We start from the raw sequence: 12558 nt of genomic DNA on the forward strand, positions 1-12558 counted from the left end.
CCCCGGACACGCCGGTGCCCCGCCTCTCGTCGGAGCGGCGGGGCACCGTGCGTCTCAGTGGTTGCGCGGGAAGCCCAGGTCGACGCCGGCCGGAGCCTCGGACGGGTCGGGCCAGCGGGTGGTGACGACCTTGCCGCGGGTGTAGAAGTGCGTGCCGTCGTTGCCGTAGATGTGGTGGTCGCCGAAGAGCGAGTCCTTCCAGCCACCGAAGGAGTGGTAGCCGACGGGGACCGGGATCGGCACGTTGACGCCGACCATGCCGGCCTCGATCTCCAGCTGGAAGCGGCGGGCCGCGCCGCCGTCCCGGGTGAAGATCGCGGTGCCGTTGCCGAACGGGGAGGAGTTGATCAGCGCCACGCCCTCCTCGTACGTCTCCACGCGCAGGACGCACAGGACCGGGCCGAAGATCTCGTCCTGGTAGGCCTTGGCGGTGGTGGGCACCTTGTCGAGGAGCGAGATGCCGATCCAGTGGCCGTCCTCGAAGCCCTCGACCGTGTAGCCGGTGCCGTCCAGGACGACCTCGGCGCCCTCGGCGGCGGCGCCGGTGACGTAGGAGGCCACCTTGTCGCGGTGGACGGCGGTGATCAGCGGGCCCATCTCGGAGGCGGGGTCGTTGCCGGGGCCGATCTTGATCTTCTCGGCGCGCTCGCGGATCTTCTCCACCAGCTCGTCGCCGATCGCGCCCACGGCGACCACGGCCGAGATGGCCATGCAGCGCTCGCCGGCCGAGCCGTAGGCGGCGGAGACGGCCGCGTCGGCCGCCGCGTCCAGGTCGGCGTCGGGGAGGACCAGCATGTGGTTCTTGGCGCCGCCGAGGGCCTGGACCCGCTTGTGGTTGGCGGAGGCGGTGGTGTGGATGTAGCGGGCGATCGGGGTCGAGCCGACGAAGGAGACGGCCTTGACGTCGGGGTGCTCCAGGAGCCGGTCCACGGCCACCTTGTCGCCGTGGACGACGTTGAAGACGCCGTCGGGCAGCCCGGCCTCGGCCAGCAGCTCGGCGAGCTTGACCGACGCGGAGGGGTCCTTCTCGGACGGCTTCAGGACGAAGGTGTTGCCGGTCGCGATGGCGATCGGGAACATCCACATCGGGACCATCGCCGGGAAGTTGAACGGCGTGATGCCCGCCACGACGCCGAGGGGCTGACGGATCGAGGAGACGTCCACGCGGGACGCGACCTGCGTGGACAGCTCGCCCTTCAGCTGCACGTTGATGCCGCACGCCAGGTCCACGATCTCCAGGCCGCGGGCGACCTCGCCGAGGGCGTCGGAGTGCACCTTGCCGTGCTCGGCCGTGATCAGCTCGGCGATCGCGTCCCGGTTCGTGTCGAGGAGGGCGCGGAAGCGGAACAGGATCTCCGTGCGCTTGGCCAGCGAGGACTGGCCCCAGGTCGCGAACGCGTCCTTGGCGGCGGCGACCGCGGCGTCGACCTCGTCGACGGACGCGAACGCGACCTTCGTGGTGACCGCGCCGGTGGCCGGGTCGGTGACCGGCCCGTAGTTGCCCGACGTGCCGTCGACGGACTTGCCGCCGATCCAGTGGTTGACGATCTTCGTCATGACCGGTTACTCCTTCACAGATGGCGGCGTCGGGTGGAGACGTGCCGTTCGTAGAGCTCACGTGCCTTGACCGCGGAGGATCGGGTCGCGGTCTCGGCCACAGGTACATCCCACCAGGCCTGCGCGGGAGGCGGGCCCGACACAGTGTCGGCCGTTTCGGTCTCCACGTAGACACATGTGGGAGTGTCGGCGGCCCGCGCCTCGGCGAGCGCCGTGCGCAGGTCCCGGACGGTCTTCGCGCGCAGGACGCGCATGCCGAGGCTGGCCGCGTTGGCGGCCAGGTCGACGGGGAGCGGCGCACCCGTGAAGGTGCCGTCGTCCGAGGTGAAGCGGTACGCGGTGCCGAACCGCTCGCCGCCCACCGACTCGGAGAGGCCGCCGATGGAGGCGTAGCCGTGGTTCTGCACCAGCAGCACCTTGACGGCTATCCCCTCCTGGACGGCGGTGACGATCTCGGTCGGCATCATCAGATACGTGCCGTCGCCGACCAGCGCCCACACGTTCCGCTCCGGCGCCGCGAGTTTCACCCCGATGGCGGCCGGTATCTCGTAGCCCATGCAGGAGTAGCCGTACTCCAGGTGGTACTGGTCGTGCGAGCGGGCCCGCCACATCCGGTGCAGGTCGCCGGGGAGCGAGCCGGCCGCGTTGACCAGCACGTCCGTCTCGTCGACGAGCGCGTCCAGGGCGCCGAGGACCTGCGGCTGGGTCGGCCGGACGTCCGGCTCGTCGGCCTCGTAGCAGGCGTCGACGCGCTGCTCCCAGCGCTCCTTGTCCTCGGTGTACTCGGTGACGTACGAGTCGGCGGTGCGGTGGCCGTCCAGGGCCTTCCGCAGCTCGGTGAGACCGCTGCGGGCGTCGGCGACCAGGGGCAGGCCGGCCAGCTTGTGGCCGTCGTACGGGGCGATGTTGAGGTTGAGGAAGCGGACGTCCGGGTTCTCGAAGAGGGTGCCGGAGGCCGTGGTGAAGTCGGTGTAGCGGGTGCCGACGCCGATCACCAGGTCGGCGGTGCGGGCGAGTTCGTCGGCGGTGGCGGTGCCGGTGTGGCCGACGCCGCCGACGTCCTGCGGGTGGTCCCAGCGCAGCGAGCCCTTGCCGGCCTGGGTCGAGGCGACCGGGATGCGGGTGGCCGCGGCGAACTCGGCGAGCACGGCTTCGGCGCGGCTGTGGTGGACCCCGCCGCCGGCGATGACGAGGGGCCGCCGCGCGGTCCTGACGGCCTGTACCGCGGCGGCCAGTTCGACGGGGTCGGCGCCCGGCCGCCGTACGGTCCACACCCGCTCGGCGAAGAACTCCTCCGGCCAGTCGTACGCCTCGGCCTGCACGTCCTGCGGGAGGGCGAGGGTGACGGCGCCGGTCTCGACGGGGTCGGTGAGGACCCGCATCGCGGCCAGGGCGGAGGGGATCAGCTGTTCGGGGCGGTTGACGCGGTCGAAGAACCTCGACACCGGGCGGAGGGTGTCGTTGACCGACACGTCGGCCGCGTGCGGGACTTCGAGCTGCTGCAGGACCGGGTCGGCGGGGCGGGTGGCGAAGACGTCGCCGGGGAGCAGCAGGACCGGGAGGTGGTTGATGGTGGCGAGGGCGGCGCCGGTGACCAGGTTGGTGGCGCCCGGGCCGATGGAGGTCGTCACGGCGTGCGTGGCGAGACGGTTCGACTGACGCGCGTAGCCGACCGCCGCGTGCACCATGGCCTGCTCGTTGCGGCCCTGGTGGAACGGCATGTCGTCCGCGTACTCGACGAGCGCCTGGCCGAGGCCGGCCACGTTGCCGTGGCCGAAGATGCCCCAGGTGGCGCCGATCAGGCGGCGGCGCTCGCCGTCCCGCTCGGTGAACTGGACGGCGAGAAAGCGGACAAGCGCTTGCGCGACGGTCAACCGAATCGTCATCGGTAACCCTCCGTATGGTCCGGGTGGAAGCAGATCCGCCACTCCCGCGTCGCACCGGGCCCCGCCATGACGTTCAGGTAGTACATGTCGTGCCCGGGCTGCGCGATCGACGGGCCGTGCCATCCGTCGGGAACGAGCACGGCGTCGCCGGAGCGGACCTCGGCGAGGACGTCCGTACCGCCCTCACGGGAGGGGAATACGCGCTGATACCCGATACCGTTCGGTCCGTCGATCTCGAAGTAGTAGATCTCCTCCAGCTCCGACTCCTCGCCGGGCCGGTGCTCGTCGTGCTTGTGCGGCGGGTACGAGGACCAGTTGCCGCCGGGCGTGATCACCTCGACGGCGATGAGCTTGTCGCAGTCGAAGGCGGACGCGGAGGCGAAGTTGCGCACCTGCCGGGCGCTGGTGCCGCTGCCGCGGTCTTCGACGGGGACCTCCGGCGCGGGGCCGTAGCGGGCGGGGAGTCGTCGCTCGCACTTCGCTCCTGCCAGGGCGAAGCGGCCTCCCGCGCCGGAGGCGATCTGGACCTGGGCGTCCCGGGGCACGTACACGAAGTCGGAGACTCCGCTGAACACGCTTTCCCGGCCCAGGATCTGGAACTCGTTTCCCTCTGTTTGCACCGTACAACCGCCCTGCAGCGGAAGCACGATCCACTCGCTGTCCCCGGTGGTGAACAAATGCGTTCCCCCCGGGGCCAGTTCGACGATCCTCAGGCTGCTGTGCGCCCAACCGGCCCGCTTGGGGTCGATGTCGAGCGCGTACTGGGCGTTCGCGGCCGAACCCTTGGTGAGATGCAGCTCGTTGGTCGTCATCTTCTCGCCCTCACAGGAGTCCGACGGCGGTGTCCACGGCGGCGGCCACGTCGCCGTCCGCCGGGTACAGCAGCGAGCGGCCGACCACCAGGCCGCGCACGGTGGGGAGTCGCAGGGCGCTGCGCCACTTCTCGTAGGCGCCGTCCTGATCGTCGCCGACCTCGCCGCCCAGCAGCACGGCCGGGAGCGTGGACGTCTCCATGACCTGGGCCATGTCGTCGGGGTTGTCCGTCACCGGCACCTTGAGCCAGGTGTAGGCCGAACTCCCGCCGAGGCCCGAGGCGATGGCGATGGACTTGGTGACCGCCTCGGGGGACAGGTCGTTCCTGACCTTGCCCTCGGGGGTGCGGCGGCTGATGAACGGCTCGACGAAGACCGGCAGCCGGCGTGCGGCCATGTCGTCGATGGCGCGGGCCGTGGACTCCAGGGTGGTGAGGGAGCCCGGGTCGTCGTAGTCGATGCGCAGCAGCAGCTTGCCGGCGTCGAACCCGAGGCGCTGTATGTCCTCGGCGCGGTGGCCGGTGAACCGGTCGTCGAGCTCGAAGGAGGCGCCCTGCAGTCCGCCCCGGTTCATCGAGCCCATGACGACCTTGCCGTCCAGGGCGCCGAGCAGGAGCAGGTCGTCCAGGATGTCGGCGGTGGCGAGGACGCCGTCGACGCCGGGCCGGGACAGGGCCAGGCAGAGGCGCTCCAGCAGCTCCGCCCGGTTGGCCATGGCGAGCCGGTCGCCGCCCACGCCGAGGGCGCCGCGGGCCGGGTGGTCGGCGGCGACGATCATCAGCTTGCCGTCCTCGTTGAGGAGCGGACGGCGGGCGCGCCGGGTGGCCGCCTCGGCGATGGCCTCGGGGTGGTGGGTGCGGGTGTGGACGAGGGCCGAGACGTCGACCTTCACCTGCTGGGCGGGGGCGCCCGCGCCACCCTCGTGGTGCGCGCCCGCGACGCGGCCGGCCCTCACAGCACCGCTCCGGCGGCGAGCGCGGCGTCGATCTCTTCGCCGGTCGGCATCGCGGAGGAGCACTCCAGGCGGGAGGCGACGATGGCGCCGGCCGCGTTGGCGTGCCGCATGATCTTCTCCAGGTCCCAGCCTTCGAGGAGGCCGTGGCAGAGGGAGCCGCCGAAGGCGTCTCCGGCACCGAGTCCGTTCAGCACGTCGACGGGCAGCGGCGGGACCTCCGCGGAGTCGCCGGCACGGCTGACGGCGAGGACGCCCTTGGGGCCCTGCTTGACGACGGCGATCTCGACACCGGCGTCCAGGAGCGCCTGGGCGGCGGCCTGCGGCTCGCGCACGCCGGTCGCGACCTCCACCTCGTCGAGGTTGCCGACGGCCACGGTCGTGTGCTTGAGCGCCTCGGCGTAGAAGGGCCGGGCGGTGTCCGGGTCCTTCCAGAACATGGGGCGCCAGTCGAGGTCGAAGACGGTGATCCCGGCCTTGGCGCGGTGGGCGAGAGCCGCGAGGGTCGCGGTGCGGCTGGGCTCCTCGCTCAGGCCGGTGCCGGTGATCCAGAAGATCCGGGCGGCGCGGACGGCGTCCAGGTCCAGCTCGTGGGCGTCGATCTCCAGGTCCGGGGCCTTGGGCTGCCGGTAGAAGTACAGCGGGAAGTCGTCCGGCGGGAAGATCTCGCAGAACGTGACCGGGGTGTTCAGGCCGGGGACCGGGGTGACCCAGCGGTCGTCCACACCGAAGCCCTGGAGGGCCTCGTGCAGGTAGGCGCCGAAGGCGTCCTCACCGGTGCGGGTGATGACCGCGGTGCTGCGGCCGAGGCGGGCGGCCGCCACGGCCACGTTCGTCGCCGACCCGCCGAGGAACTTGCCGAAGGACGACACCTGGGCGAGCGGGACTCCGGTCTGGAGCGGATAGAGGTCCACCCCGATCCGCCCCATGGTGATCAGGTCGTACGCCATCGGCTTCCCTTCGTCATGGCTCTCCCGAGGTTTGTAGTCCGGGACAGGAGGTCGTGTCAATGGTTTGTCCGGACATTCTGACGAGAGAGACGGCAGGAGGGGCCGAGGGCGCCCGCAGGGGGGGCGGGGCGGACCGGTGCGTGCGCGGGTGTCAAGGCGCCCCGCCGACGAGTGGGCGTGCGCCTGTGCCCCGGCTGTGTCACAAACTCCCCCCTTGTGTCACACATGTCGCGCGTACGCGGGCCCTCGGTCACACCCGGTCCACAGACGCTTGCGGACAGTCACTCTCCGTCGTTCACCGGGCACAGGCTTTGTGATCGCCAGCGCAGCGCCCGGCTCCCCCGACGACCGCCTCCGGTCGCCCCCGCGGTGCGCGCAGGGAGGTGCATCCCATGACCGACCGACGGCTCTGGTCCTACAAGGAGATCGCGGCGCACATCCGGGTGCAGCCGGACACCGTCCGCTCCTACCGCAAGCACGGGCTGCTGCCGCCGCCCGACCACGTCGAGGGCGGCAAGCCCTACTGGTACGCCGACACGGTCCGGGCCTGGGTCGCCTCCCGGCCGGGCAACCGGGGGCGCAGAGACTTCTGAGCCCGGTCACGGGCCGTCAGGCCCAGGGCTCGATGACCGTCACCCCCGCCGCCGGTGCCCCGCCCATCGCCGCCAGGGCCGCCGGGGCCGCGTCCAGGGTGATCGTCGAGGTGACCAGGAGGTCGGGGCGGAGCGTGCCGGCGCGGACCAGTTCGAGCATGGCGGGGTAGGTGTGGGCCGCCATGCCGTGGCTGCCGAGGAGCTCCAGCTCCAGGGCGATCGCGCGGGCCAGCGGTACGGGGGTGTTGCCGTCCGGGGACGGCAGCAGGCCCACCTGGACGTGGCGGCCGCGCCGCCGCAGGGAGTTGACCGAGGCGGCCGAGGTGGCGGGTGAGCCGAGGGCGTCCAGGGAGAGATGGGCGCCACCGGAGGTGAGATCACGGACCGCCGCCGCGGGGTCCTCCAGGTCCGACGCGTTCACGCCGTGCGCCGCGCCGAACTTCCTTGCCAGGTCGAGGGCTTGGGGTGACACGTCGACGGCCGCCACCCGCGCCCCCGACGCCGCCGCGATCATCACCGCCGACAGGCCCACGCCCCCGCAGCCGTACACCGCCACCCACTCCCCCGCCGCGACCCTGCCCTGCTGCACCACCGCACGGAAGGCGGTGGCGAAGCGGCAGCCCAGGGAGGCGGCGGTGGCGTAGGACATGTCGTCCGGGATCGCCACCAGGTTCACGTCGGCGTGGTCCAGCGCCACGTACTGGGCGAAGGAGCCCCAGTGCGTGAAGCCGGGCTGGGTCTGGCGTTCGCAGACCTGCTGGTCGCCGGCCGCGCAGGACGGGCAGCTGCCGCAGGCGCAGACGAAGGGGACGGTGACCCGGTCGCCGGGGTGCCAGGCGGTCACCCCGGCGCCGACCTCCTCGATCACACCGGCCAGTTCGTGGCCGGGGACGTGCGGGAGCGTGATGTCCGGATCGTGGCCCGACCAGCCGTGCCAGTCGCTCCGGCAGAGGCCGGTGGCCTCCACGCGCACGACCACTCCGTGGGGGGCCGGGTGGGGGTCGGGAACGTCCCGTACCTCGGCGGGGGTGGCGTAGTGGTCGAAGACGACGGCTCGCATCGCGCGTGCTCCTTTCGGGGGCTGCGCGAAGGCTAAGCGCCGCGGGGGTCCTGTTGCAGCGCCAGTTCCGGCTCGTCGTGGCCGGCCGCGCAGTTCCCCGTGCCCCTTTGGGGCGCGTCCGATGTGAGCGCGTCCGAGGGCGCCTGCTGTTCGCCCTCGCTCAACCCGAACCGGTCGTGGAAGCGGCGCAGTGGGCCCGGTGCCCACCAAGTGGCCTTCCCCGTCAGGCGCATGATGGCCGGGACCAGGAGGCTGCGGACGACCATCGCGTCCATGAGGACCGCCAGGGCGATGCCGAGGCCGAGCATCTTGGTGTTGGTGACCCGGGAGGTGCCGATCGCCACCATCACCACCGCCAGGATGATCGCCGCCGCGGTGATCAGGCCTCCGGTGCGCTGCAGACCGAGCCGGACCGCCCGCTCGTGGTCGCCGGTCCTGTCGTACTCCTCCTTGATGCGCGAGAGCAGGAACACCCCGTAGTCCATCGAGAGGCCGAAGGCCACGCAGAACATCAGGACCGGGAGGGTGGTCTCGATCGACCCCGGGCTGGTGAAGCCCAGCAGGCCGGAGAGGTGGCCGTCCTGGAAGACCCAGACCACCGCGCCGAACATCGCCGTGAGGCTGAGCGCGTTGAGCAGGACCGCCTGGACGGGTATGAGGACGCTGCCGGTGAGGAGGAAGACCAGGAGCAGGGTGACGATCGCGATGACGGCCGCCGCCCAGGGCAGGCGCTCCGCGATGGCGTGCTTGGAGTCGACCAGGACCGCCGCCGTGCCGGTCACCTTCGTGTCGAAGGGGGTGTTCAGTGCGCGCAGCTCGTGCACCAGGCGCTGGGCCCCGACGTCCACCGACTCGCCCTTCGGCTGCACCGTGAAGTACGCCGCGTCGCCCTTGACCAGGGGTCCGGCCACTGCGGCCACCTCCGGCAGGGCCGCCACCCGCTCCTTGTAGGCCGTGTACTGCGCCCGGGTCGCCGCGCCCTCGGCCAGGACTTCGAGGTCGCCGCCGGGGTTGCCCGGGAAGCCGTCCCGGATGTGCTGCTGGACGACGTGGGACTCGGCGCCGGCCGGGAGCTGGCGGTCGTCCGCGGTGCCGAACTTGACGCCCAGGAACGGCAGTCCGAGGACGATCAGGAAGGCCGTGGTGGCGACGGCGAAGAGCGGGGCCCTGCGCATCACCAGGGTCGCGGCACGGGCCCAGGCCGTGCCCTCGGCGCCGGAGGGCCGCGCTTCCCGGCCCCTGCGGAACAGCCGCCGCAGGTCCAGCGCGTTGACCCGGTGGCCGAGCAGGATCAGTGCCGCCGGGAGCAGGATCAGGGCGGCCGCCGCGGCCAGCAGGACCACCGCTATGCCGGCGTAGGCGAACGAGCGGAGGAAGTACTGGGGGAAGACGAGCATCGCCGCCAGGGAGACGGCCACGGTCAGGGCCGAGAACAGCACGGTGCGGCCCGCGGTGCGCAGGGTCGTGCCGACCGCCGTCAGCGGGTCGGCGCCCGTGGCCAGTTCCTCGCGGAAGCGGCGGACGATGAAGAGCGCGTAGTCGATGGCCAGGCCGAGGCCGAGGGCCGTGGTCAGGTTCATCGCGAAGACCGAGACGTCCGTGAAGGACGTGATGCCGCGCAGGACCGCGTTCGTGCCGAGGATGGCGACGATGCCGATGCCCAGCGGGAGCAGGGCCGCGATCGCGCTGCCGAAGACCATCACCAGGAGCACCAGCGTGATGGGCAGGGCGATCAGCTCGGCGCGGGCCAGGTCCTCCTTGATGATCGTCTGCATGTCGCTGCGGACCGCCACCATGCCGCCGACCTTGACCGTCACCGGTCCGTGCGTGCCCCGGTAGTGCGGGGCGATGCGGTCCAGGGTGTCGGCCGCCGCCTTCTCGTCACCGGTGATGCGGGCCGCGATCAGGGCCTCGTGGCCGTCCTCGGCGCGCAGGGACGGTGACTTGGTCTGCCAGTACGAGCCGACGCCTATGACGCCCTTCTCCCCGGACAGCCGGGTGACCAGGGCCTTCGCCTCCGCCGCCACCGCCGGGCCGTCCACCGAGCCGCCCCGCGCGTCCACCAGGAGGAGCAGGTTCGGCTGGGAGTCCGGGAACTCGCGCTCCAGCGCCTTCGTCGCGTACGTCGACTCGGCGGCCGGGTCCTCCCAGCCGCCGCTGCCCAGCCGGTCGGCGACCCCGCTGCCCGCCAGCACGGCGAGCGCGGTGATCACCAGGGCGAGCAGCAGGGAGAGCCGGGGGCGGGCGGTCACGAACCGGGTCCAGCCCCCTGGACGGGCCCCGCTCCCGGCCTGCGAGGGCTTGTTGACTTCGGTCATCCTGCGGTGTCCCCTTCACCCTGACCGCTGCCTGCCGCTACGTATCCGCTTCGTGCGCAGGGCAGCATGGGTCGGCCATTGCCAATTAGACTGGCAAACACGAGTCGTCGCTCGCGTTCCACCAGAATGCGAGCGACCGCTCGCGTTTGTCAATCGCGTTCGAAGAGCTGGGGATAACGCGTGCCCGACAAGCCCGACATGCCAGAGCAGCCCGAGGTCACGGCCACGGGCAAGGAGCAGCCGCGCCGCCGGCAGGCCCGCGGCGAGCGCCGCATCCAGCAGCTGCTCGAAGCCGCCGCGTCGGTCTTCTGCACCTCGGGCTACACGGCCGCCAGCACCAATGCCATCGCCCGCGAGGCAGGCGTCTCCCCCGGCACGCTCTACCAGTTCTTCCCTAACAAGGAAGCGATCGCGGTCGAGCTCGGCGACCGGCTCATGCACGACCTGCGGGACACCTACGGCGAGGCGCTCGCGCCGATCGACCCGGGCACCTCGCTGACGGACGCGGTGGGCGCCACCGTGGACCGCCTCACCGCCTTCAACACCGAGCACCCCGTGTTCTTCGCGCTGATGCACGGCCCCGACGTGCCCGGCGGGATCACCGAGGCCCACGACGCGCTGCACACCAACCTGCTCGGCCGCATCGAGGGCCTGCTCGCCTCGCTCCTCCCGCCGGACGCCGACAAGGCCCACATCACGCGCACGGCACATGTCAGCCTCGGCATCTACAAGGCGGGGCTCGAACTGGTGCTCAGCCACGAGGGCGCCGAGCGCCAGGCGTACATCCAGGAGATCAAGAACGTACTCACCCGCTACCTGGAACCCCTGGTCGGCGACCGGCTCGGCCGCCCCTCCGGCTGACCGGCCGGCGCCCCACCGGCCATCACCGCACCGGGCGCCACCCCACCGGCCACCACCGCGCCGACCACCGGCCACCCCCTCGAACCCCCCAGACTGCGACATGCGTCATATCTGCCTAAAGTGCGGGTAAATCGCGGCGATCCCGAGCCGACGAGCGCCACCCGCACCCGCAGGAGCACAAGGGGGACCCGCCGTGACCCACTCTCCGCCGCCCGGCCGGCCGAAGGCCCGGATCCCCGGTCCGCAGCAGCCGCCACCGCCGTACCCCCGTATCCGCGCCGGCCTCTGGAAGCGCTGCCTCGGCGGCGGGCTCGCCCTGTGGGCGCTGACCGCGGTGGTCACGTACACGACGGAGAACACCACCCTGCTGCCGACCCTGATCCTGCTCGGCAGCTTTCTCGTCCCGGTCGCCTTCGTGCTGTGGGCGTACGAGCGGCACGGCCGCGACCTCGGGGTCAGCGCGGTCCTCGGCTGCTTCCTGTCGGGCGGCGCGCTCGGGGTGCTGGGCGCCTCGGTGATGGAGTCCTACCTCGTCCGCCCCTCCTGGGGGATGTTCGTCTGCGTCGGCCTGATCGAGGAGGCGGTGAAGCTCGGCGCACTGGTGTTCACGCTGCGCCGGCTGCCCGGGATCCGGGGCATGCGGGCCGGGCTGGTGCTCGGCGCCGCCGTCGGCTTCGGCTTCGCGGCGCTGGAGAGCGCCGGGTACGCCTTCGACGCGGCTGTCTCCACCGAGGGCGTCGACCTGCGCGCACTGATCGAGACGGAGATCCTGCGCGGGGTGCTGGCCCCCTTCGGACACGGCCTGTGGACGGCGATCGCCGGCGGCGTCCTGCTCTCCCTCCGCCGCCCGAACGGCCGTTTCCGCGTCACCGCCCCGGTCGTCGCCGCCTGCCTCGGGGCAGCCCTGCTGCACGCCCTGTGGGACGCCACGCACGGCATCGCGATCTGGCTGGTGGCGCGCCTGGCGGGCAGCGGACTGGACGGGCGGCTGTTCGCCGAGGGGTACATCCCGCGCCCCAGCGCCGCGCAGGAGCACCTTTTCACGGTGTTCTCGGTCGGCCTGCCAGTGCTCGTCTCGCTGCTCGGCATCGTCTGGGTGCTCTCCCTGGCGCGCCGGGGCACCTCTTGGAGAAATACCCCCTAGGGGTATAGTGTGGCGACAGTGGGGTTCCCTCGTGGGCCCCACCGGCCCCACCCGCCTCGACGAGGAGAACGACATGACCGCCCAGACCGACACCCAGGGCTCCGTGACCGCCGTCTACAAGGTGACCGGCATGAGCTGCGGACACTGTGAGGGTTCCGTCTCCGCAGAGATCTCCGGGCTCCCGGGCGTCAGCTCGGTGACGGCCGTCGCGGCCAGCGGCGAGGTCACGGTCGTCTCCGCCGCCCCGCTCGACGAGGACGCGGTCCGCACCGCCGTCGACGAGGCGGGCTTCGAACTCGCCGGCCGCGTCTGAGGGCCCGGGCCCGGCAGCACGCACCGACACTCACCGACACGCCCCACGAGCAGCACCCACGACGGAAACGTATCTCTCCGCCGGGCCGTGCCGACCAGCTGATACTGGCTCC

The 12558-nt window shown here is 72.1% G+C and carries 11 protein-coding genes; 4 read left to right on the plus strand and 7 right to left on the minus strand.

Annotation, left to right across the window (positions count from 1 at the left end; genetic code table 11):
- Positions 1-54: 54 nt before the first annotated feature.
- Genes mmsA through iolC form a run of 5 tightly spaced genes read right to left on the minus strand, consistent with a single transcriptional unit; the run spans position 55 to position 6157 of the window.
- The gene (mmsA, locus tag ACFZB3_RS15010) at positions 55-1557 is read right to left on the minus strand and encodes a CoA-acylating methylmalonate-semialdehyde dehydrogenase (protein WP_391375038.1); all 1503 of its coding nucleotides are present in this window, start codon (positions 1555-1557) and stop codon (positions 55-57) included.
- A 14-nt stretch (positions 1558-1571) separates the two neighbouring features.
- Entirely contained in the window at positions 1572-3443 is a 1872-nt protein-coding gene (gene iolD / locus ACFZB3_RS15015) for a 3D-(3,5/4)-trihydroxycyclohexane-1,2-dione acylhydrolase (decyclizing) (protein ID WP_391375040.1), read from the minus strand.
- Entirely contained in the window at positions 3440-4255 is an 816-nt protein-coding gene (gene iolB / locus ACFZB3_RS15020) for a 5-deoxy-glucuronate isomerase (RefSeq protein ID WP_391375042.1), read from the minus strand. The genes iolD and iolB overlap by 4 nt, the downstream gene beginning before the upstream one ends.
- Positions 4256-4265: 10 nt before the next feature.
- Positions 4266-5147 (minus strand): deoxyribose-phosphate aldolase, encoded by an 882-nt coding sequence (locus ACFZB3_RS15025; RefSeq protein WP_391375810.1) that lies wholly within the window; start codon positions 5145-5147, stop codon positions 4266-4268.
- Positions 5148-5206: 59 nt separating this feature from the next.
- Positions 5207-6157 (minus strand): 5-dehydro-2-deoxygluconokinase, encoded by a 951-nt coding sequence (iolC, locus tag ACFZB3_RS15030; RefSeq protein ID WP_391375045.1) that lies wholly within the window; start codon positions 6155-6157, stop codon positions 5207-5209.
- A 392-nt stretch (positions 6158-6549) separates the two neighbouring features.
- Here iolC and ACFZB3_RS15035 point away from each other — a divergent pair, with 392 nt between their 5' ends.
- Complete coding sequence (locus tag ACFZB3_RS15035) at positions 6550-6750, plus strand: AlpA family transcriptional regulator (RefSeq protein WP_089105276.1); 201 nt, start codon at positions 6550-6552, stop codon at positions 6748-6750.
- A gap of 16 nt (positions 6751-6766) precedes the next feature.
- Here the strand turns inward: ACFZB3_RS15035 and ACFZB3_RS15040 are convergent, their stop codons facing one another.
- Both ACFZB3_RS15040 and ACFZB3_RS15045 read right to left on the minus strand, forming a co-directional pair.
- Positions 6767-7810: a zinc-binding dehydrogenase gene (locus ACFZB3_RS15040; protein ID WP_391375049.1), complete on the minus strand. Its 1044-nt coding sequence runs from the start codon at positions 7808-7810 to the stop codon at positions 6767-6769.
- Positions 7811-7842: 32 nt separating this feature from the next.
- Positions 7843-10128 carry an MMPL family transporter gene (locus tag ACFZB3_RS15045; protein WP_391375052.1) on the minus strand — a complete coding sequence of 762 codons (2286 nt, stop codon included), beginning with the start codon at positions 10126-10128 and terminating at the stop codon, positions 7843-7845.
- A 198-nt stretch (positions 10129-10326) separates the two neighbouring features.
- Between ACFZB3_RS15045 and ACFZB3_RS15050 the strand changes: the two genes are divergently transcribed.
- From ACFZB3_RS15050 to ACFZB3_RS15060, 3 genes are all read left to right on the plus strand, one after another.
- Positions 10327-10989, plus strand: a complete 663-nt coding sequence (locus tag ACFZB3_RS15050) for a TetR family transcriptional regulator (RefSeq protein ID WP_391375055.1) — start codon at positions 10327-10329, stop codon at positions 10987-10989.
- 193 nt (positions 10990-11182) lie between these two features.
- Complete coding sequence (locus tag ACFZB3_RS15055; protein WP_391375058.1) at positions 11183-12133, plus strand: PrsW family glutamic-type intramembrane protease; 951 nt, start codon at positions 11183-11185, stop codon at positions 12131-12133.
- A gap of 73 nt (positions 12134-12206) precedes the next feature.
- Positions 12207-12446, plus strand: a complete 240-nt coding sequence (locus tag ACFZB3_RS15060; RefSeq protein WP_391375061.1) for a cation transporter — start codon at positions 12207-12209, stop codon at positions 12444-12446.
- The last annotated feature ends 112 nt before the right edge of the window (positions 12447-12558 follow it).

It is taken from the genome of Streptomyces sp. NPDC008092 (assembly GCF_042957285.1).
Classification (GTDB): Bacteria; Actinomycetota; Actinomycetes; order Streptomycetales; family Streptomycetaceae; genus Streptomyces.